General features: G+C 54.3%; 19 protein-coding genes and 1 riboswitch. Of the genes, 7 read left to right on the forward strand and 12 right to left on the reverse strand.

The annotated features are described in order from the left end of the window. The first annotated feature begins 54 nt into the window (after positions 1 to 54). Positions 55 to 4,278: a DNA-directed RNA polymerase subunit beta' gene (gene rpoC, locus MUU47_RS00545; protein ID WP_159761999.1), complete on the forward strand. Its 4,224-nt coding sequence runs from the start codon at positions 55 to 57 to the stop codon at positions 4,276 to 4,278. A 73-nt stretch (positions 4,279 to 4,351) separates the two neighbouring features. Here the strand turns inward: rpoC and MUU47_RS00550 are convergent, their stop codons facing one another. The 10 genes from MUU47_RS00550 to rsd form a co-directional block, all read right to left on the reverse strand. After that, the gene (locus MUU47_RS00550) at positions 4,352 to 5,083 is read right to left on the reverse strand and encodes a methyltransferase domain-containing protein (protein WP_258986171.1); all 732 of its coding nucleotides are present in this window, start codon (positions 5,081 to 5,083) and stop codon (positions 4,352 to 4,354) included. Positions 5,084 to 5,304: 221 nt separating this feature from the next. Then, positions 5,305 to 5,622, reverse strand: coding sequence for a PTS lactose/cellobiose transporter subunit IIA (locus tag MUU47_RS00555; protein WP_159776893.1), 318 nt, complete (start codon positions 5,620 to 5,622; stop codon positions 5,305 to 5,307). Between the two features lie 3 nt (positions 5,623 to 5,625). Continuing rightward, the gene (locus MUU47_RS00560; RefSeq protein WP_110512494.1) at positions 5,626 to 5,931 is read right to left on the reverse strand and encodes a PTS sugar transporter subunit IIB; all 306 of its coding nucleotides are present in this window, start codon (positions 5,929 to 5,931) and stop codon (positions 5,626 to 5,628) included. Between the two features lie 408 nt (positions 5,932 to 6,339). Beyond that, positions 6,340 to 7,467 carry a 2-iminoacetate synthase ThiH gene (gene thiH / locus MUU47_RS00565; RefSeq protein WP_258986172.1) on the reverse strand — a complete coding sequence of 376 codons (1,128 nt, stop codon included), beginning with the start codon at positions 7,465 to 7,467 and terminating at the stop codon, positions 6,340 to 6,342. Next, positions 7,467 to 8,234 (reverse strand): thiazole synthase, encoded by a 768-nt coding sequence (gene thiG / locus MUU47_RS00570; protein WP_258986173.1) that lies wholly within the window; start codon positions 8,232 to 8,234, stop codon positions 7,467 to 7,469. The genes thiH and thiG overlap by 1 nt, the downstream gene beginning before the upstream one ends. Before the next feature lies 1 nt (position 8,235). Then, on the reverse strand, positions 8,236 to 8,436 hold the full coding sequence (thiS, locus tag MUU47_RS00575; protein WP_258986174.1) for a sulfur carrier protein ThiS: 201 nt from the start codon (positions 8,434 to 8,436) through the stop codon (positions 8,236 to 8,238). Continuing rightward, entirely contained in the window at positions 8,420 to 9,175 is a 756-nt protein-coding gene (locus MUU47_RS00580) for a HesA/MoeB/ThiF family protein (RefSeq protein WP_258986176.1), read from the reverse strand. The genes thiS and MUU47_RS00580 overlap by 17 nt, the downstream gene beginning before the upstream one ends. Next, positions 9,168 to 9,803, reverse strand: a complete 636-nt coding sequence (gene thiE / locus MUU47_RS00585; protein WP_258986177.1) for a thiamine phosphate synthase — start codon at positions 9,801 to 9,803, stop codon at positions 9,168 to 9,170. Before thiE ends, MUU47_RS00580 begins: the two co-directional genes overlap by 8 nt. Beyond that, on the reverse strand, positions 9,803 to 11,698 hold the full coding sequence (gene thiC, locus MUU47_RS00590) for a phosphomethylpyrimidine synthase ThiC (protein ID WP_258986178.1): 1,896 nt from the start codon (positions 11,696 to 11,698) through the stop codon (positions 9,803 to 9,805). The genes thiE and thiC overlap by 1 nt, the downstream gene beginning before the upstream one ends. A gap of 81 nt (positions 11,699 to 11,779) precedes the next feature. Continuing rightward, positions 11,780 to 11,880, reverse strand: a riboswitch (TPP riboswitch). Between the two features lie 53 nt (positions 11,881 to 11,933). Further along, entirely contained in the window at positions 11,934 to 12,437 is a 504-nt protein-coding gene (rsd, locus tag MUU47_RS00595; RefSeq protein WP_258986179.1) for a sigma D regulator, read from the reverse strand. 96 nt (positions 12,438 to 12,533) lie between these two features. Between rsd and nudC the strand changes: the two genes are divergently transcribed. The 6 genes from nudC to MUU47_RS00625 all read left to right on the forward strand — a co-directional run bounded on the left by nudC (position 12,534) and on the right by MUU47_RS00625 (position 16,889). Next, positions 12,534 to 13,307, forward strand: coding sequence for an NAD(+) diphosphatase (gene nudC, locus MUU47_RS00600; RefSeq protein ID WP_258986180.1), 774 nt, complete (start codon positions 12,534 to 12,536; stop codon positions 13,305 to 13,307). Positions 13,308 to 13,346: 39 nt separating this feature from the next. Then, positions 13,347 to 14,411 (forward strand): uroporphyrinogen decarboxylase, encoded by a 1,065-nt coding sequence (hemE, locus tag MUU47_RS00605; protein ID WP_258986181.1) that lies wholly within the window; start codon positions 13,347 to 13,349, stop codon positions 14,409 to 14,411. Positions 14,412 to 14,420: 9 nt separating this feature from the next. Beyond that, complete coding sequence (gene nfi, locus MUU47_RS00610; RefSeq protein WP_258986182.1) at positions 14,421 to 15,092, forward strand: deoxyribonuclease V; 672 nt, start codon at positions 14,421 to 14,423, stop codon at positions 15,090 to 15,092. A 42-nt stretch (positions 15,093 to 15,134) separates the two neighbouring features. Beyond that, the gene (locus MUU47_RS00615; RefSeq protein ID WP_110512506.1) at positions 15,135 to 15,725 is read left to right on the forward strand and encodes a YjaG family protein; all 591 of its coding nucleotides are present in this window, start codon (positions 15,135 to 15,137) and stop codon (positions 15,723 to 15,725) included. A gap of 186 nt (positions 15,726 to 15,911) precedes the next feature. Continuing rightward, positions 15,912 to 16,184: a nucleoid-associated protein HU-alpha gene (hupA, locus tag MUU47_RS00620; protein WP_159762011.1), complete on the forward strand. Its 273-nt coding sequence runs from the start codon at positions 15,912 to 15,914 to the stop codon at positions 16,182 to 16,184. Positions 16,185 to 16,196: 12 nt separating this feature from the next. Next, positions 16,197 to 16,889 (forward strand): DUF1481 domain-containing protein, encoded by a 693-nt coding sequence (locus MUU47_RS00625; protein WP_258986183.1) that lies wholly within the window; start codon positions 16,197 to 16,199, stop codon positions 16,887 to 16,889. A 43-nt stretch (positions 16,890 to 16,932) separates the two neighbouring features. On the opposite strand, the gene purD is transcribed toward MUU47_RS00625, so the two are convergent. Further along, positions 16,933 to 18,225, reverse strand: coding sequence for a phosphoribosylamine--glycine ligase (gene purD, locus MUU47_RS00630; protein ID WP_258986184.1), 1,293 nt, complete (start codon positions 18,223 to 18,225; stop codon positions 16,933 to 16,935). 15 nt (positions 18,226 to 18,240) lie between these two features. Further along, on the reverse strand, positions 18,241 to 19,830 hold the full coding sequence (gene purH / locus MUU47_RS00635; RefSeq protein ID WP_258986185.1) for a bifunctional phosphoribosylaminoimidazolecarboxamide formyltransferase/IMP cyclohydrolase: 1,590 nt from the start codon (positions 19,828 to 19,830) through the stop codon (positions 18,241 to 18,243). Positions 19,831 to 20,251: the final 421 nt, after the last annotated feature.

Consider the following 20,251-nt stretch of genomic DNA (forward strand, 5'->3'; position numbering starts at 1 on the left):
GTGCCGGGGTAATACCCGGCGCCAGATTGTGCTAACTCCGACGGGAGCAAATCCGTGAAAGACTTATTAAAGTTTCTGAAAGCGCAAACTAAAACCGAAGAGTTTGATGCGATCAAAATTGCTCTGGCATCGCCAGACATGATCCGTTCATGGTCTTTCGGTGAAGTGAAAAAGCCGGAAACCATCAACTACCGTACGTTCAAACCTGAACGTGACGGTCTCTTCTGCGCCCGTATTTTTGGGCCGGTAAAAGACTATGAGTGCTTGTGCGGTAAGTACAAGCGCCTGAAACACCGTGGTGTTATCTGTGAGAAGTGCGGCGTTGAAGTGACCCAAACCAAAGTGCGTCGTGAGCGCATGGGCCACATTGAGCTGGCGTCTCCGACTGCCCACATCTGGTTCCTGAAATCTCTGCCGTCCCGTATCGGTCTTCTGCTCGATATGCCACTGCGTGATATCGAACGCGTACTGTACTTCGAATCTTATGTTGTTATCGAAGGCGGCATGACCAACCTGGAACGCAATCAGATCCTGACTGAAGAGCAGTATCTGGATGCGCTGGAAGAGTTTGGTGACGAATTCGACGCGAAGATGGGTGCGGAAGCTATCCAGGCCCTGCTGAAGAGCATGGATCTGGAGCAAGAGTGTGAAACTCTTCGCGAAGAGCTGAATGAAACCAACTCTGAAACCAAGCGTAAAAAGCTGACCAAGCGTATCAAACTGCTGGAAGCGTTCGTTCAGTCTGGTAACAAACCAGAGTGGATGATCCTGACAGTTCTGCCGGTTCTGCCGCCAGATCTGCGTCCATTAGTTCCGCTGGACGGCGGTCGTTTCGCAACGTCGGATCTGAACGATCTGTATCGTCGCGTTATCAACCGTAACAACCGTTTGAAACGCCTGCTGGATCTGGCTGCGCCAGATATCATCGTACGTAACGAAAAACGTATGTTGCAGGAAGCGGTTGATGCCTTGCTGGATAACGGTCGTCGCGGTCGTGCGATCACCGGTTCTAACAAGCGTCCTCTGAAATCTTTGGCCGATATGATCAAAGGTAAACAGGGTCGTTTCCGTCAGAACCTGCTCGGTAAGCGTGTTGACTACTCCGGTCGTTCTGTAATCACCGTAGGTCCATACCTGCGTCTGCATCAGTGCGGTCTGCCTAAGAAAATGGCACTGGAACTGTTCAAACCGTTCATCTATGGCAAGCTGGAACTGCGTGGCCTGGCCACCACCATCAAAGCCGCTAAGAAAATGGTTGAGCGCGAAGAAGCTGTCGTTTGGGATATCCTGGACGAAGTTATCCGCGAACACCCGGTACTGCTGAACCGTGCACCAACTCTGCACCGTTTGGGTATCCAGGCGTTTGAACCGGTTCTGATCGAAGGTAAAGCAATTCAGCTGCACCCGCTGGTTTGTGCGGCATATAACGCCGACTTCGATGGTGACCAGATGGCTGTTCACGTACCGCTGACGCTGGAAGCCCAGCTCGAAGCGCGTGCGCTGATGATGTCTACTAACAACATCCTGTCACCTGCGAACGGCGAGCCAATCATCGTTCCTTCTCAGGACGTTGTATTGGGTCTGTACTACATGACCCGTGACTGTGTTAACGCCAAAGGCGAAGGCATGGTGCTGACTGGCCCTAAAGAAGCAGAGCGTATCTATCGCGCTGGCTTGGCCTCTCTGCATGCGCGCGTTAAAGTGCGTATTACCGAATACGAAAAAGACGCTCAGGACGAGTTCGTTGCGAAAACCAGCATCATCGATACGACCGTGGGTCGTGCGATTCTGTGGATGATCGTACCGAAAGGTCTGCCTTTCTCCATCGTCAACCAGGCGCTGGGCAAGAAAGCTATCTCCAAAATGCTGAACACCTGTTACCGCATTCTGGGCCTGAAGCCGACCGTTATCTTTGCTGACCAGACCATGTACACCGGTTTTGCCTATGCAGCGCGCTCAGGTGCGTCCGTAGGTATCGACGACATGGTTATCCCAGAGAAGAAACATGAGATCATCTCTGAAGCAGAAGCTGAAGTTGCTGAGATCCAGGAGCAGTTCCAGTCTGGTCTGGTAACCGCGGGCGAACGCTACAACAAAGTTATCGATATCTGGGCTGCGGCGAACGATCGTGTTTCCAAAGCGATGATGGATAACCTGCAGACTGAAACCGTCATTAACCGTGACGGCGTTGAAGAGCAGCAGGTTTCCTTCAACAGCATCTACATGATGGCCGACTCCGGTGCGCGTGGTTCTGCAGCACAGATTCGTCAGCTGGCAGGTATGCGTGGTCTGATGGCGAAGCCGGATGGCTCCATCATCGAAACGCCAATCACCGCGAACTTCCGTGAAGGTCTGAACGTACTCCAGTACTTCATCTCCACTCACGGTGCTCGTAAAGGTCTGGCGGATACCGCACTGAAAACAGCGAACTCCGGTTATCTGACGCGTCGTCTGGTTGACGTTGCACAGGATCTGGTTGTTACCGAAGACGATTGTGGCACTCTCGAAGGTATCACCATGACCCCGGTTATCGAGGGTGGTGATGTTAAAGAGCCGCTGCGCGATCGTGTTCTGGGCCGTGTGACTGCAGAAGACATTCTGAAGCCGGGTACCGCGGACATTCTTGTTCCGCGTAACACGCTGCTGCACGAACACTGGTGTGATCTGCTCGAAGCTAACTCTGTTGACTCCGTGAAGGTTCGCTCTGTTGTATCTTGTGACACCGATTTTGGTGTATGTGCGCACTGCTATGGTCGTGACCTGGCGCGTGGCCACATCATCAACAAAGGTGAAGCAGTTGGTGTTATCGCGGCACAGTCCATCGGTGAACCGGGTACACAGCTGACGATGCGTACGTTCCACATCGGTGGTGCGGCATCTCGTGCGGCTGCTGAATCCAGCATCCAGGTGAAAAACAAGGGTAGCATCAAGCTGTCTAATGCCAAGTCGGTTGTTAACTCCGCTGGTAAGCTGGTTGTGACCTCTCGTAACACCGAGCTGAAACTGATCGACGAATTCGGTCGTACCAAAGAAAGCTATAAAGTGCCTTACGGTGCTGTTATGGGCAAAGGTGATGGTGAGCAGGTTGCTGGCGGCGAGACCGTAGCAAACTGGGATCCGCATACCATGCCGGTTATCACTGAAGTGTCTGGTTTCATTCGCTTCACTGACATGGTCGACGGCCAGACGATTACTCGTCAGACCGACGAACTGACCGGTCTGTCTTCCCTGGTGGTTCTGGATTCTGCAGAACGTACCGCCGGTGGTAAAGACCTGCGTCCTGCACTGAAAATCATCGATGCCAAAGGCAACGACGTTCTGATCCCGGGCACTGATATGCCGGCTCAGTACTTCCTGCCAGGTAAAGCGATTGTTCAGTTGGATGATGGCACTCAGATTCACTCTGGTGACGCGCTGGCGCGTATTCCTCAGGAATCCAGTGGTACCAAGGACATCACCGGTGGTCTGCCACGCGTTGCGGATCTGTTCGAAGCTCGTCGTCCGAAAGAGCCGGCAATTCTGGCAGAAATCAGCGGTATCATTTCCTTCGGTAAAGAAACCAAAGGTAAACGCCGTCTGGTGATCTCCCCGATTGATGGCAGCGATGCGTACGAAGAGATGATTCCGAAATGGCGTCAGCTCAACGTGTTCGAAGGTGAGCGCGTAGAACGCGGTGACGTAGTGTCCGATGGCCCAGAAGCGCCACACGACATTCTGCGTCTGCGTGGTGTTCACGCGGTGACTCGTTATATCACTAACGAAGTGCAGGAAGTTTACCGTCTGCAAGGCGTTAAGATTAACGATAAGCACATCGAAGTTATCGTGCGTCAGATGCTGCGTAAAGCAACCATCGCGAATGCAGGCAGCTCCGACTTCCTCGAAGGTGAGCAGGTTGAATACTCCCGCGTTAAGATCGCTAACCGCGATCTGGAAGCGGGTGGCAAAATCAGCGCAACTTATGCGCGTGATCTGCTGGGTATCACCAAAGCGTCCTTGGCTACCGAGTCGTTCATCTCTGCGGCATCGTTCCAGGAGACCACTCGCGTACTGACCGAAGCAGCCGTTGCGGGCAAACGCGATGAACTGCGCGGTCTGAAAGAGAACGTCATCGTGGGTCGTCTGATCCCAGCGGGTACCGGTTACGCGTACCATCAGGACAGGATCCGTCGTCGTGCAGCGGGTGATGCACCTGCCGCACCGCAGGTGACTGCTGAAGATGCGTCTGCCAGCCTGGCAGAACTGCTGAACGCAGGCCTCGGCGGTTCCGACAACGATTAATCGTTGCTGATAACGCTAAATAAAAACCCGCTTCGGCGGGTTTTTTTATGAGCTGAATGAATAACTGATAGTCTTAAACCGCTTTGTAAGCTATATGATACGACTTCGAAAAATGGATAACTTTCATCCCAAACTTTTCAAATAAGACCTCTAATGATTTTTTTGAGTAGATAGTGATATGCCCATTACGTGGAGCGATATACCAGTTATTCATCAATTCATTAATGTGGGAGTCGTTCACAGTGGTGGAGAAAAAGTATTTCCCTGTTTTTTCAGGCATGAGCTTATCAATGAGTGACATTGTTTTTATTGGGTCAGGCGTATGCTCCATCACCTCAAATGACGTGATGAAATCAAACGTGGTTACTGGCATCGTGGCATCATTGTGGAAAGGATCCCATCCGGTCACATCTATTCCTTTTGCTTTAAGCTTATTAACGAGTTGACCGTCACCACAGCCAAAATCCAGCATCTTATACCCGGAAAGTCCTTTGATATTGCTTATGAGCAACTGCGCATTTTTTTCAGACCTGGATTCATTAAAGTTCGGATCGTACTTTATATATTCATCATTGTAGATGTATTGTTGATAGTCAGCGTCTGACCAGTCATCAAATGCGTTGGTGAATATCAGACCGCAGGAATTGCATTTGTGATAATAGATAGCATATCCACTTAAGGGATAATTATATCTGTGAATATTATTGCCATAACATGAGGTATTAAAATCCGTCACACCAAATAAGTGTGCAGTAGACTCACAGATTTTACAGGTTGATTCGTCGACAACATTTTTAATTTTCACATTATTCTCTGCAAATAGAGATAAAGTGAATAATTAGCAAAAACCATGCCAGCTTATAACTATAAATATATCAGATGGATACGATTGAATACTGCTGCAGAGGAAGCTGGATTTCCGCAGTAAAAGATTGTTTTATGCAACGAGCAGGGATGGGTGGGCAATAGCAATATTCATTTAGCCCAGGCCCGATGCCGTATGCCAGCATCGGGCTGTAGCTGAGATCAGTTTACCAGCGGCAGACGGCGGTACAGTTCAATCATATCACCCGCCAGATCCTGAATCACCATTGCGTTCATCAGGTGATCCTGAGAGTGAACGGTAATCAGGTTAACCGGCAGTTTGCCTGTGCCTTCGTCGAGGCCAATCAACTGGGTTTGAATGGTGTGCGCATGTTTTACAAACTCGCGCGACTCATCCATTGACTGCTCCGCTGCAGCAAAATCGCCTTTACGGGCGAGTTGCAGTGCGGTTAATGCAGAACTACGTGCAGCGCCGGCATTCACCAGCAACTCCATAATAATCGTTTCTAAATCTTCCACATCTCACTCCATCAGCTTGAGGGCTTTCTCAAGAACGACATCGCCTTTCATCATGCCGTAATCCATCATATCGATAACCGCGACTTTCTTACCCAGCGGCTCAGCCTGTGCCTGGAGTTTAGCCAGTTCATACTTGACTTGTGGCCCCAGCAGCACGATATCTGCTGCATCGATGTTGTCTTTAAATTCGGCAACAGGGACTGCTTTGATAGTGACTTCGACGCCTTTCTTCTGAGCCGCGTCTTTCATACGTTGAACCAGCATGCTAGTGGACATGCCTGCTGCACAGCATAAAACAATGTTCTTCATAACTCGCCCTCATGGTCCTTGATGCTCCATCTTTATCGCGTGACGCGGCATTCAACAACCGGTTTACGGTGATTGTGTGTAAGCCATCACAAAGATAGCCGCAAAAGAATGAAACCGGTTACAGTTTGAGCCCTGCAGACAAAAAAGCCAGTCGTAGTGGGTCTGTATCAACAATTAAGGATTGCACTGTTCCGCTGCGTACGCTCCTGTTTTTCCCTGTTGTAAACTTCCATTCCGTGTTTTATCGATGGATGGGGCAGGGCGGGAGAGGAAGGAATCGCCACCCTGGTCAACATACCCTGCTGACCCGGACAGCGTAAGGCACATGATTTTCCTCAGCAATGTGTGAAGATCGACTCTGCGAGGCCGGTTCAGCACGTTCTTCTCACACTGACAGGCTTTGCCAGATTATTGCGAGGAGCGCCCCAGCCAGCTGTCCCAATCTTTCCAGACCGGCTGCAAACCGTGTGCGATTAACGCCTGAGCGACCTCTTGCGGACGGCGTTCATCATGCGGCGAAAACTGCTCCAGTTCAGGATGATTGTCGGCATAGCCGCCGGGCTGCGTTTTGGAAAACGCGCTGACGTTATTAATGGCAATGGGGATCACCCGATCGCGAAACGCCGGAGATTCACGGGTCGACAGCGACAGCTCAATGTCCGGCGACAGCAGGCGAAATGCGCAGATGGTTTGTACCAGCTGACGTTCATCCATTAACGATGCAGGTTCAACGCCTCCGGCGCAGGGCCGCAAACGGGGAAACGAGATGGAGTAGCGGCTCTGCCAATAATGCTTCTGCAGCCAGAGCAGATGCTCCGCCACCATATAACAATCCACGCGCCAGCTGTCTGAAAGCCCAATTAGCGCCCCGAGACCGATTTTATCAATCCCCGCTTTGCCCAATCTGTCGGGTGTTTCCAGTCGCCAGATGAAATCCTGCTTGTTGCCTTTCAGATGATGCCGCGCATACATCGCCTCGTGATACGTTTCTTGATAGACCATCACGCCATCGAGCCCAAGCGTTTTCAGTTCGGCATATTCAGCTTGCGACAGGGGCTGAACCTCCATCTGCATTGACGAAAACCGGCGGCGAATATCCGGCAAATGGTGGCGAAAGTAATCCATGCCCACTTTCGTCTGATGCTCACCGGTGACCAACAGCAGATGTTCAAAGCCCATCGCGCGGATCGCCTCGCATTCACGGCCAATTTCCTGTGAATCCAGCGTCTTGCGCTTGATGCGGTTGCTCATTGAAAAGCCGCAGTAGGTGCAGTCATTGGCACAGAGATTCGACAGATACAGTGGAACGTAGAAGCTGACGGTATTGCCAAAACGCTGGCGGGTCAGCTGCTGTGCCCGCTGGGCAAGCGGCTCAAGATACGCATCGGCCGCAGGGGAGAGCAAGGCCATGAAATGGTCTCGGGTGAGTTGACGAGCGGCGAGGGCGCGCTCCACGTCCGCCGCCGTTTTACTGTGTATTTTCAGTCGGATGTCATCCCAGTCGAGCTGTCGCCAGCGTTCAGTGAAGGTTGTCATCACAACGCCTCCAGAAAACCGGTCAGCGGGCTGGTGGCCTGAGCCTGCCTGCTTTTTGCACCAGGCCCTGCCTCACGCGCCAATACGCCTGCTTCTACCGCAAGGCGAAAGGCGGTGGCCATCTGAACGGGAAAATCTGCCACTGCAATCGCTGTATTGACCAGCACGGCATCGGCCCCCATTTCCAGCGCCTGCGCGGCATGGCTCGGCACGCCAATCCCCGCATCCACAACCACCGGAACCGTTGCTTGCGCAATAATGATTTCCAGCATCGCCCGGGTTTCCAGTCCTTGATTCGAACCAATCGGCGCGCCCAGCGGCATCACCGCCGCGCAGCCGACGTCCTCAAGTCGTTTGCACAGGACCGGATCGGCACCGCAGTAAGGCAGGACCACAAACCCTTCTTTCACCAGTATTTCCGCTGCCTTCAGCGTTTCGATCGGATCCGGCAACAGCCAGCGGGCATCAGGATGAATTTCCAGTTTGAGCCAGTTCGTGCCCAGTGCCTCACGCGCCAGCCGTGCAGCAAACACGGCTTCTTCCGCCGTTTTGGCTCCGGACGTATTCGGCAAAAGTGAAACACCAGCCTCCAGCAGCGGCTGGAGAATGGCATCGTTGTGATGACGCAGGTCGACGCGCTTCATCGCCAGCGTGACCAGTTGGCTGCCAGAGGCCCGAATGGCATTGAGCATCAGCTCAGACGACGCAAATTTCCCGGTGCCGGTGAACAGGTGTGATTCAAAGGTTTTATCGGCAATACGCAACATGTCAGCCTCCGGCGATGACCTGAAAAAGCAGGAGCGCATCGCCTTCCTGCAACGAATGTTCCTCCCATTGGGCGCGCGGTAAAATCTGCTGGTTGAGCGCCAGCGCGACGTCGGGTTTATCCCGGTCAAGCTGTGCCAGCAGCGCCGCCACGTGCAGCCCGGCTTCACATTTCACGCGCTCATCGTTAACGAAAATGTGCATCAGCGCCTCCGCATACCGGGCAATCTATTGAGCGCGTTCGGGTCAGCGATCGCCAGTTGCCGGAACGCGCATCGAACAGACGCAGAACGTCCTGCGCCGTTCCCATTCCGCACAACAGTTTGATGGCTTCTAACGCCTGCAACGTGCCCATCACGCCGACAACCGGCCCGACGATCCCGGCGGTGCGGCAGTTGCGTTCGGGTTCCAGTTCATCGGGCCACAGGCAGCGATAACAGCCATGCGTCAGCGGCGGGGCGACGACCATCAACTGTCCGCCAAAGCCGACGGCGCTAGCGGTGATCAGCGGTGTGCCGTGTGCGACGCAGGCGGCGTTGATCGTCTGGCGACTTGCCATCGTATCGGTACAGTCGAGCACCACATCGGCCTGTTGAACCTGCTGGTGGAGTGGCTGCGCGCAGAGGCGCTGATTCAGCGCGATAAGCGTAATATCCGGGTTGAGTTGCGAAAGCCGCCGTTGGGTAGCTTCTGATTTGGGTTGGTCTATATCTGCCGACGTAAACAGGATTTGTCGCTGCAAATTACTGATATGAACGTGGTCATCATCGGCCAGCACCAGCGTGCCGATGCCCGCTCCGGCCAGATACAGCGCTGCCGGTGAGCCCAGACCGCCGAGGCCAACAATCAGTACCCGACTGGCGAGCAGCTTCTGCTGCCCTTCAATTGCGATGTCGTCGAGCAAGATCTGGCGACTGTAGCGCATAAACTGATGGTCATTCATCGCCCGCTCCCGCCATTTCCAGCAGTTGCGCGGTGGCCAGCTGCCAGTCCTGCGCTTGAGTAATGGCGCTGACGACCGCAATACTGCCGACGCCGGTGGCCAGCACTGACGGGGCGCGTTCGAGGCTAATGCCACCAATCGCCACCGTCGGGTAATCGTTCAACCGCGCGATATGTCCAGCCAGCTGCGCCAGCCCTTGCGGGGCTGACGGCATCTGCTTGGTTTGTGTCGGAAAAACATGGCCAAGCGCGATGTACGACGGTTTCACCGCCAGCGCTACGTCAATTTCCATATCGTCATGCGTCGACACGCCGAGCCGCAGGCCTGCGTCACGGATAGCATCCAGGTCGGTTACGGCCAAATCTTCCTGACCGAGATGCACCCCGTAGGCCCGATGTTTGACTGCCAGCCGCCAGTAATCATTGATAAACAGCCGGGCGCGATAGCGGTGGCCCAGCGCAATCGCGGCGATTACGTCCGCTTCCACCTCGTCATCGGTTTTGTCTTTAATGCGCAGCTGGAGCGTGCGCACGCCGACGTTCAGCAAACGCGCAACCCACTCCACGCTGTCGACAACCGGATACAGGCCCAGGCGCTGCGGCACCGTAGGGAAATCAGGCTGAATCATCAGGCTTCCTCCTTGCGCAGATAGATTTCGCCACCTTTGGCGCGGAAGTTTTCTGACATATCCGCCATACCCACTTCGATGGTCTGCGCCGCCGCGTAGTCGCGTACTTCCTGGGAGATTTTCATCGAGCAAAACTTCGGCCCGCACATTGAGCAGAAGTGTGCCACTTTGCCGGACTCCTGCGGCAGGGTTTCGTCGTGATAAGCGCGAGCGGTGAACGGATCGAGCGCCAGGTTGAACTGGTCTTCCCAGCGGAATTCAAAGCGCGCTTTTGACATGGCGTTATCGCGGATTTGCGCGCCCGGATGACCCTTCGCCAGGTCAGCCGCGTGGGCGGCAATTTTGTAGGTGATAAGCCCTTGTTTAACGTCTTCTTTATTCGGTAAACCGAGATGCTCTTTTGGCGTGACGTAGCACAGCATCGCGCAGCCGAACCAGCCAATCATCGCCGCGCCGATTCCGGAGGTGAAATGGTCGTAGCCCGGTGCGATATCGGTGGTTAACGGCCCCAGGGTGTAGAACGGCGCTTCGTGGCAGTGTTCCAGCTCTTCGGTCATGTTGCGGCGGATCATCTGCATTGGCACGTGCCCCGGGCCTTCAATCATCACCTGCACGTCGTATTCCCAGGCGATTTTGGTCAGTTCGCCAAGAGTGTGCAGTTCGGCAAACTGTGCTTCGTCGTTGGCATCCTGAATGGAGCCAGGCCGCAGGCCGTCGCCCAGCGAGAGGGACACATCGTACGCGGCGCAGATTTCGCAAATCTCGCGGAAATGCTGATACAGGAAGTTTTCCTGATGGTGCGACAGACACCATTTCGCCATGATCGAGCCGCCGCGGGAAACGATGCCGGTCAGGCGTTTGGCGGTCATTGGCACGTAACGTAGCAGCACGCCCGCGTGAATGGTGAAGTAATCCACACCCTGTTCCGCCTGCTCGAGCAGCGTGTCGCGGTATGCTTCCCACGTCAGATCTTCGGCAATGCCGTTCACTTTCTCCAGCGCCTGATAAATCGGCACCGTGCCAATCGGCACCGGGCTGTTGCGCAGGATCCACTCGCGGGTTTCGTGAATGTAGCGCCCGGTGGATAAATCCATCACCGTGTCTGCGCCCCAGCGCGTCGACCATACCAGTTTTTCCACTTCTTCTTCGATGGACGACGTGACCGCCGAGTTGCCGATATTAGCGTTAACCTTCACCAGGAAATTGCGGCCGATGATCATCGGTTCAGATTCCGGATGATTGATGTTGGCTGGAATGATGGCGCGACCGGCGGCGACTTCATCGCGTACAAATTCAGGGGTGATGTTTTCTGGCAGCCGCGCGCCAAAACCTTCGCCCGGATGCTGGTGGCGTAACACTTCGCCACGAATGCGCTCGCGGCCCATGTTTTCACGAATGGCGATGAACTCCATTTCAGGGGTGACGATGCCCTGACGGGCGTAGTGCAGCTGGGTCACGCATTTTCCCGCGACGGCGCGTTTGGGCGTCAGCAGGTCGGTGAACCGCAGTTCGTCAAGGCCATCGTCGGCCAGACGTTGTTTGGTGTAAGCGGAGCTGCGTTCGTCCAGCGGTTCGCTGTCATGACGCGCGTCAATCCATGGCTGGCGCACTTTGGCCAGGCCCTGCTGCACGTTGATAGCAATATCCGGATCGCCATACGGGCCGGAAGTGTCATACACCGGCACGGCTTCGTTTTGTTCGAACTGGGGGTTGTCTTTGGCGCCGCCAAGCAGCGTTGGGCTGAGCTGAATTTCACGCATCGGCACGCGAATATTGTCGCGAGAGCCGTGGAGATAAATTCTTTTTGAATTGGGGAAAGCCGTACCTTCGAGGGTATCGATAAAGTGTTGGGCGTGTGCACGCTGTTCGCGGCGGGATAGTTTGGCAGTAGACATAGCGCATTCCAGTGTATGAAGGAAATGGCTTGTCAGACGACGGATGAATCAAGAGATTACGCGCGGCAGTAGGCGACGTAAAAATGTGTGACTCTTGTTCCCTTCGCAGGTACTAACCTGATCAGGTTCCGCGGATCCCGAATTAACGGTCTCAGCCCAAATGGGCACTCCGACAAGATAAAACCCCGCCAGCGGCGAGGTGAAGAATGTAAATTACTCGTTAACGCTTAAGAACTCAAGCAGGACGCGCAATCTGATTTTCATCGTTCGCGCTGCCGTTTAGCTTGTTATCCAGTGCCAGCGCAATCAGGCTGTCTTCCAGCGTAAAGCGGGCGGCGAGGGCTTCACCGAGACCAGATAACACCCCTTGAAACTCCATGCAATTGTCGTCATCAATGGCGGTTTCCAGACTGGAATCATACATTTCCATTATTTGCTGGGTGTTGCCTTCGAGTTGCGGATAGAGCTTTGTTGCCGCCAAAAGTGGGTTTTCACCTTTCAATTCGCCGACAATGCGTTCATAAATACTGAAATGGCCGGCGGAGAGATAATCCACCAGGCGCTGACAAAAATCGTCCAGTGCTTTCTCGTTCAGACGCATATACGATCCTTTGCCAGGCTTAATGCCAACCAGATTGTAATAGGCGACGAGCAATTGTTTACGCACCTGGAGCCATTGATCGACAAGTTGGTGGCTGCCGCCGACGCGCTCTGTCAGGCTTTCTAACTGGTTTAGCATGATGGACTCCGCATGTGAAAGAGCAAAACCGGCTTACCCAAAAATGTAAAAGCACTGTTAACAAAGTGCCAGTGAAGCGAAGGTAGTGCAATAGATATGGATCGTATAATTGAAAAATTAGATCGCGGCTGGTGGATAGTCAGTCACGAACAGAAATTATGGCTACCTGGCGGCGAGTTGCCGCATGGCGAGGCGGAAAAATTCGATCTTGTCGGCCTGAATGCGATGCCTGTCGGGGAATGGCAGGGCGAACCCGTGTGGCTGATTCAGCAGGCGCGACGCCAGGATATGGGCACGGTTCGTCAGGTGCTGGATCAGGATGTGGGGTTGTTCCAGCTTGCCGGGCGTGGCGTTCAGCTGACGGAATTTTATCGCTCCCATAAATTCTGCGGATACTGCGGGCACACTATGCACCCGAGCAAAACCGAATGGGCGATGCTGTGCAGTCACTGCCGCGAGCGTTATTACCCGCAGATTGCACCGTGCATTATTGTGGCTATCCGCCGCGACGATTCGATTTTGCTGGCCCAGCACACGCGCCATCGCAACGGCGTGCACACGGTGCTGGCCGGGTTTGTCGAAGTCGGGGAAACCCTCGAACAAGCGGTGGCGCGCGAAGTGATGGAAGAGAGCAGCATCCGCGTTAAAAATCTTCGCTATGTGACCTCGCAACCGTGGCCGTTCCCGCAGTCGCTGATGACGGCTTATATGGCTGATTACGACAGCGGCGATATTGTTATCGACTCGAAAGAGCTGATTGAAGCCAACTGGTATCGCTATGACAACCTGCCGCTGTTGCCCCCGCCGGGCACCGTGGCGCGCCGTTTGATTGAAGATACGGTGGCGATGTGTCGGGCAGACTATGAGTGATGGTACACTTCCCGCATGACGCATAAAGGAACTGCAAACATGACCGAACTGAAGAACGATCGTTATCTGCGTGCGCTGCTGCGCCAGCCTGTTGATATCACCCCTGTCTGGATGATGAGACAAGCGGGCCGCTATTTGCCGGAGTACAAAGCCACGCGTGCCGAAGCGGGCGATTTTATGTCGCTGTGCAAGAATGCGGAGCTGGCCTGCGAAGTGACGTTGCAGCCACTGCGCCGTTTCCCGCTGGACGCGGCGATCCTCTTTTCGGACATTCTGACCATTCCTGATGCGATGGGGCTGGGCCTGTATTTTGAAACCGGTGAAGGCCCGCGTTTTACATCCCCACTGAAAACCAAAGCTGATATCGAAAAGTTGCCAGTGCCGGACCCAGAACAGGAGCTGGGCTACGTGATGAACGCGGTGCGGACCATTCGTCGTGAACTGAAGGGCGAAGTGCCGCTGATTGGTTTCTCCGGCAGCCCGTGGACGCTGGCTACTTACATGGTTGAAGGTGGCAGCAGTAAAGCGTTTACCGTTATCAAGAAGATGATGTATGCCGATCCGCAGGCGCTGCATTTGCTGCTCGATAAGTTGGCGAAAAGCGTCACGCTTTATCTGAACGCGCAAATCAAAGCCGGGGCGCAATCGGTGATGATTTTCGACACCTGGGGCGGCGTGCTGACCGGGCGTGACTATCAGCAGTTCTCCCTCTACTACATGCACAAAATTATTGATGGCCTGTTACGTGAAAACGAAGGCCGTCGCGTGCCGGTAACGCTGTTTACCAAAGGTGGTGGGCAGTGGCTGGAAGCGATGGCAGAAACCGGCTGCGATGCACTGGGCCTCGACTGGACCACGGATATTGCCGATGCGCGTCGTCGCGTGGGGCATAAAGTTGCGCTGCAGGGCAACATGGACCCGTCGATGCTGTACGCGCAGCCTGCACGCATCGAAGAAGAAGTGGCGACCATTCTGGCTGGATTTGGCGAGGGAGAAGGGCACGTGTTTAACCTTGGCCACGGCATCCATCAGGATGTTCCACCGGAACACGCGGGGGCATTCGTTGATGCCGTACACCGTCTGTCGCCGCAGTATCATCGCTAAGGACGAACCATGGATCTGGCGGATCTTCGTGAACAACAGCGGGCGTTAGCGTCGTCCGTGACCCGCGAGGATCGTTTTTCTGAAGATCCTCCGAGGCTCATCGGCGGTGCTGATGTGGGATTCGAGCAGGGTGGCGAGATAACCCGCGCGGCCATCGTCCTGTTGACCTATCCGGGCCTCGAATTAGTGGAATACCAGATAGCGCGTATTCCTACCACCATGCCTTACATCCCCGGCTTCCTGTCATTCCGTGAATATCCCGCGCTGCTGGCGGCGTGGGAGCAGCTTTCCCGTAAACCCGACCTACTGTTTGTCGATGGACACGGCATTTCCCATCCGCGGCGTTTGGGTGTCGCCAGCCACTTTGGTTTACTGGTGGATGTTCCAACGATTGGCGTGGCGAAGAAACGTCTGTGCGGCAAGTTCGAACCGCTGTCTGCCGAACCGGGCGCCCTGGCACCCCTAATGGATAAACAGGAACAACTGGGTTGGGTCTGGCGCAGCAAAGCGCGCTGTAATCCGCTGTTTATCGCCACCGGGCATCGCGTCAACCAGGACAGCGCTCTGGGGTGGGTTCAGCGCTGTACGCAGGGCTATCGTTTACCGGAACCCACCCGCTGGGCCGATGCGGTTGCCTCCGGAAGGCCCGCCTTCCTGCGTTGGCAAGCAATTCAGCCCTGATTCAGGTAAACTGCCGCTAATTAACGCATTCGAGAGCTCATCATGTTACAAAACCCGATTCATCTGCGCCTTGAGAAGCTGGAAAGCTGGCAGCATGTGACCTTCATGGCTTGCCTGTGCGAGCGCATGTATCCGAACTACGCCATGTTCTGTCAGCAGACTGAATTTGCCGATGGGCAGATTTATCGTCGTATTCTCGATCTTATCTGGGAAACCCTGACCGTGAAGGACGCCAAGGTAAACTTCGACAGTCAGCTCGAAAAGCTGGAAGAAGCGATCCCGGTTGCGGATGATTTCGACATGTACGGTGTGTACCCGGCGATTGATGCCTGCGTGGCATTGAGTGAGCTGGTGCATTCGCGTCTGAGTGGTGAAACCCTCGAGCACGCCATTGAAGTCAGCAAGTCTTCTATCACGACCGTTGCGATGCTTGAAATGACCCAGGCCGGTCGCGAAATGACGGATGAAGAGCTGAAAGAAAACCCAGCAGTTGAGCAGGAATGGGACATCCAGTGGGAAATTTTCAGGCTTCTGGCCGAGTGCGAAGAACGCGATCTTGAATTGATAAAAGGGCTGCGCGCAGACCTCCGTGAGGCTGGTGAGAGTAATATCGGGATAAATTTTAATCAATGAAGCCACAAAACGTGACATTCAGTCCGAATTGTCGTGCCTGAAGGCTTCACATCTGCCCCCCGTCTGGTCTACATTTGGAAGGCGAAAAAAAGTGGCTATCGGTGCGTGTATGCAGGAGAGTGCTTTTTTGGCATTTCCGTCGCACTCGATGCTTAGCAAGCGATAAACACATTGTAAGGATAACATATGAACAAGACTCAACTGATTGATGTAATTGCGGACAAGGCTGACCTGTCAAAAGCACAGGCTAAATCTGCCCTGGAATCTACTCTGGCTGCAATTACTGAGTCTCTGAAAGAAGGTGATGCTGTACAACTGGTTGGTTTCGGTACCTTCAAAGTGAACCACCGCGCTGAGCGTACTGGCCGCAACCCGCAGACCGGTAACGAAATCAAAATCGCCGCAGCTAACGTGCCGGCATTTGTTTCTGGTAAAGCACTGAAAGACGCAGTTAAGTAAGACTGCGTGCCGGTGAACAGTTTAAACGAAGGGGCGGTTTCGCCCCTTTTGTCCATCTGGCGTCGCTCGCTGACGCTGGCTGGCGCGTTGCTGCTGTCTGCCTGTAGCCACAATTCGTCTCTGCCGCCATTTACTGCCAGCGGTTATGCAGACAACCAAGGCGCAGTGCGCATCTGGCGTAAAGATTCCGACAATGAAACCCATATGCTCGCGGCATTCAGCCCGTGGCGCAGCGGGAACACCTCAACCAGTGAATACCGCTGGCAGGGCGATACGCTCTCTCTGATTGAACTCAACATCTACGGCAAGCCGTCGGAACACATTCGTGTGCGTTTTGATGACCACGGCGATCTGAGCTTTATGCAGCGGGAAGTCGACGGGCAGAAGCAGCAGCTTTCAAACGACCAGATTGCGTTATATCGCTACCAGGCGCAGCAAATCCGGCAGACCAGCGATGCACTGCGTCAGGGCCGTGTGGTACTGCGTCAGGGACACTGGCATGCAAATCACACCGTGACGACTTGCGAAGGGCAGACGATCAAGACTGATTTAGAAGCGCATGCAATAAGTCACATCGAACGACGCCAGAGTCATTCCTCGGTGGAAGTGAGTGTAGCGTGGCTAGAAGCGCCGGAAGGTTCGCAGCTGTTGCTGGTGGCGAATGAAGATTTCTGCACCTGGCAGCCGACGGAAAAGAGTTTCTAAGAAGAATTGCCCTCTCCACGCGGGAAAGGGCGAATGATCAGGATTACTTACCTTGCTCACGCGCAATTGCGCGGTAACCAATATCTTTCCGGCTGAAGCTGCCTTCCCAGTGAATATCCTGCATTAACTGGTACGCACGTTTCTGCGCGTCGGCCACGGTTTCGCCCAGCGCCGTGACGCAAAGGACGCGACCGCCGTTGGTCACTACGCGATCGTCATTCGAAAGCTGGGTTCCCGCCTGGAACACTTTCCCACCTTCAACTTCTTCCAGCGGCAGACCGTGAATTTCGTCGCCGTTGCGATAGTTGCCCGGATATCCACCTGCGGCCATCACCACACCAAGCGAAGCGCGTGGATCCCAGCGGGAGGTTTTCTCATCCAGCTTGCCAGCGCAGGCCGCGAGGCACAATTCAACCAGGTCAGACTGCAGGCGCAGCATAATAGGCTGTGTTTCCGGGTCACCAAAACGGCAGTTGAACTCGATAACCTTCGGATTGCCTTCTTTATCAATCATCAGTCCGGCATACAGGAAACCGGTATAGATGTTGCCTTCCGCCGCCATGCCGCGCACGGTTGGCCAGATAACGCGATCCATGGTGCGCTGATGAACGTCGTCGGTCACCACGGGTGCTGGAGAATACGCCCCCATGCCGCCGGTATTTGGTCCGGTATCGCCATCGCCTACGCGTTTATGATCCTGGCTGGTGGCCATTGGCAGTACATTCTCGCCATCGACCATCACGATAAAGCTGGCTTCTTCACCATCGAGAAACTCTTCGATTACGATCCGATGGCCCGCATCGCCAAATGCATTACCCGCCAGCATGTCGTGGACCGCAGCTTCGGCCTCTTCCAGCGTCATTGCGACAATAACGCCTTTACCCGCGGCCAGGCCATCTGCTTTGATGACAATCGGCGCGCCTTTCTCGCGCAGATAAACCAGCGCGGGTTCAACCTCGGTAAAGTTCTGGTATTCGGCGGTAGGGATTTTATGGCGTGCCAGGAAATCTTTGGTGAACGCTTTGGAACCTTCCAGCTGTGCTGCAGCCTGCGTTGGGCCAAAAATGGTCAGGCCCGCATTGCGGAACGTATCCACCACGCCAAGCACCAGCGGCGTTTCCGGACCCACGATAGTCAGGCCAATCTGTTCACTCAGGGCGAAGTCCAGCAGCGCCGGAATATCGGTGGCGCTAATCGCCACGTTTTGCAGCGTCGGCTCAAGTGCAGTGCCCGCATTGCCCGGTGCTACGAATACGGTATCAACCAGCGGCGATTGTGCTGCTTTCCAGGCCAGCGCATGCTCGCGCCCGCCGTTACCAATCACTAAAACTTTCATCGTCTGCTCCAGGAATTAATGGCGGAAGTGGCGCATGTCAGTGAAGATCATCGCGATGCCGTGTTCATCAGCGGCGGCAATGACTTCTTCATCACGAATAGAACCACCTGGCTGGATTACGCAGGTCACACCCACCGAGGCAGCAGCATCAATCCCATCGCGGAACGGGAAGAAGGCATCGGACGCCATCGCGGAGCCTTTTACTTCCAGGTCTTCATCGGCAGCTTTAATTCCGGCAATTTTCGCGGAGTACACGCGGCTCATCTGACCGGCGCCTATACCAATGGTCATGTTCTCTTTGGCATAAACGATGGCGTTAGATTTAACGAACTTGGCCACTTTCCAGCAGAACAGCGCGTCACGCAGCTCCTGTTCGCTCGGCTGGCGTTTGCTGACCACGCGCAGTTCACCAGCTGTCACCATACCCAAATCGCGGTCCTGAACCAGAAGGCCACCGTTAACACGTTTGAAATCGAGACCCGCCAGGCGGGTATCCCACTGGCCGCAGGTCAGCACGCGGACGTTTTGTTTCGCCGCGGTGATGTTCAGCGCTTCTTCAGACGCAGATGGCGCAATGATCACTTCCACAAACTGGCGGGAGATGATGGCTTGTGCTGTTTCGGCATCCAGTTCGCGGTTAAAGGCAATAATGCCGCCGAACGCAGAAGTCGGGTCGGTTTTGTACGCACGATCGTATGCATCCAGAATGGAGTCGCTAACCGCTACACCGCATGGGTTGGCGTGCTTGACGATCACGCAGGCCGGTTCGCTGAATTCCTTCACACATTCCAGGGCGGCATCGGTATCGGCGATGTTGTTATAGGAAAGCGCTTTGCCCTGCACCTGTTGTGCGGTAGCGACGGACGCTTCCTTTATTTCTTCTTCTATATAGAAGGCTGCCTGTTGATGGCTGTTTTCACCGTAGCGCATATCCTGCTTCTTAATGAAGTTCAGGTTCAGAGTACGCGGGAAGCGACCGGCTGGTTGTGTGGTTTCACCGTGATAGGCCGGGACCAGGCTGCCGAAGTAGTTGGCAATCATGCTGTCGTAGGCTGCGGTGTGCTCGAAGGCTTTAATGGCGAGATCGAAACGAGTTTCGATAGAGAGGGAGCCTTCCTGAGCATCCATCTCACTAATAATAGAAGCGTAGTCGCTGCTCTTTACTACGATCGCGACATCTTTATGGTTCTTGGCAGCGGAGCGAACCATCGTTGGGCCACCAATATCGATATTCTCAACCGCATCTGCCAGAGAGCAGCCTTCACGGGCAACGGTCTGGGCGAACGGATAAAGGTTAACGACAACCATATCGATCGGCGCGATCCCGTGCGTTTCCATAATGGAATCATCCTGACCGCGACGGCCGAGGATCCCACCGTGTACTTTCGGGTGCAGCGTCTTAACGCGTCCGTCCATCATTTCAGGGAAACCGGTGTAATCGGAAACTTCGGTAACCGGCAAACCTTCATCTGCTAACAGGCGAGCGGTTCCGCCGGTAGACAGCAGCTCCACACCACGTGCGGAAAGTGCCTGTGCGAATTCGACGATACCGGCTTTATCAGAAACGCTGAGTAAAGCGCGGCGGACTGGACGACGTTGTTGCATGGTAAATCCCCTGGATTTGACGATTACAGAGAGCGTTAGCTGAATTTTTACCGAAAAACTCAGCTAACGCCCCTCACGGGGCATCCTTGTTTTAGCGCGGGCATTGTAACGAAAACGTTTGCGCAACGCTCGCGAATTTTTGGGTTTTCTCACGTTTGTGGATAACTCTGTGTGTAAATGGGTATAAGGCGGGGTTTTGCTGTGGAATGCAGCAGTCAGTCATTTTTCTGTCATTTAGGTGTTGCGGTACCATCAGAACTCCCTATAATGCGCCTCCATCGACACGGAACATGCGAACAACTTCACAGTGTACCGGCGGCGATGAGAGTTAAAAATCCTGAAATTAAGGGTTGACTCTGAAAGAGGAAAGCGTAATATACGCCACCTCGAGTTAGCAAGCGAAAGCGCGTAACTCACTGCT

Origin of the sequence: Scandinavium hiltneri, assembly GCF_024764835.1 — a bacterium.
In the GTDB taxonomy this organism is placed as follows: Bacteria; Pseudomonadota; Gammaproteobacteria; order Enterobacterales; family Enterobacteriaceae; genus Scandinavium; species Scandinavium hiltneri.

Coding starts and splice junctions, on each gene's coding strand:
- MUU47_RS00560 (WP_110512494.1), bottom strand. CDS start 5,931: ATGAAGAACATTGTTTTATGCTGTGCAGCAGGCATGTCCACTAGCATG.
- thiH (WP_258986172.1), bottom strand. CDS start 7,467: ATGACAACCTTCACTGAACGCTGGCGACAGCTCGACTGGGATGACATC.
- thiG (WP_258986173.1), bottom strand. CDS start 8,234: ATGTTGCGTATTGCCGATAAAACCTTTGAATCACACCTGTTCACCGGC.
- thiS (WP_258986174.1), bottom strand. CDS start 8,436: ATGCACATTTTCGTTAACGATGAGCGCGTGAAATGTGAAGCCGGGCTG.
- MUU47_RS00580 (WP_258986176.1), bottom strand. CDS start 9,175: ATGAATGACCATCAGTTTATGCGCTACAGTCGCCAGATCTTGCTCGAC.
- thiE (WP_258986177.1), bottom strand. CDS start 9,803: ATGATTCAGCCTGATTTCCCTACGGTGCCGCAGCGCCTGGGCCTGTAT.
- thiC (WP_258986178.1), bottom strand. CDS start 11,698: ATGTCTACTGCCAAACTATCCCGCCGCGAACAGCGTGCACACGCCCAA.
- rsd (WP_258986179.1), bottom strand. CDS start 12,437: ATGCTAAACCAGTTAGAAAGCCTGACAGAGCGCGTCGGCGGCAGCCAC.
- nudC (WP_258986180.1), top strand. CDS start 12,534: ATGGATCGTATAATTGAAAAATTAGATCGCGGCTGGTGGATAGTCAGT.
- hemE (WP_258986181.1), top strand. CDS start 13,347: ATGACCGAACTGAAGAACGATCGTTATCTGCGTGCGCTGCTGCGCCAG.
- nfi (WP_258986182.1), top strand. CDS start 14,421: ATGGATCTGGCGGATCTTCGTGAACAACAGCGGGCGTTAGCGTCGTCC.
- MUU47_RS00615 (WP_110512506.1), top strand. CDS start 15,135: ATGTTACAAAACCCGATTCATCTGCGCCTTGAGAAGCTGGAAAGCTGG.
- hupA (WP_159762011.1), top strand. CDS start 15,912: ATGAACAAGACTCAACTGATTGATGTAATTGCGGACAAGGCTGACCTG.
- purD (WP_258986184.1), bottom strand. CDS start 18,225: ATGAAAGTTTTAGTGATTGGTAACGGCGGGCGCGAGCATGCGCTGGCC.
- purH (WP_258986185.1), bottom strand. CDS start 19,830: ATGCAACAACGTCGTCCAGTCCGCCGCGCTTTACTCAGCGTTTCTGAT.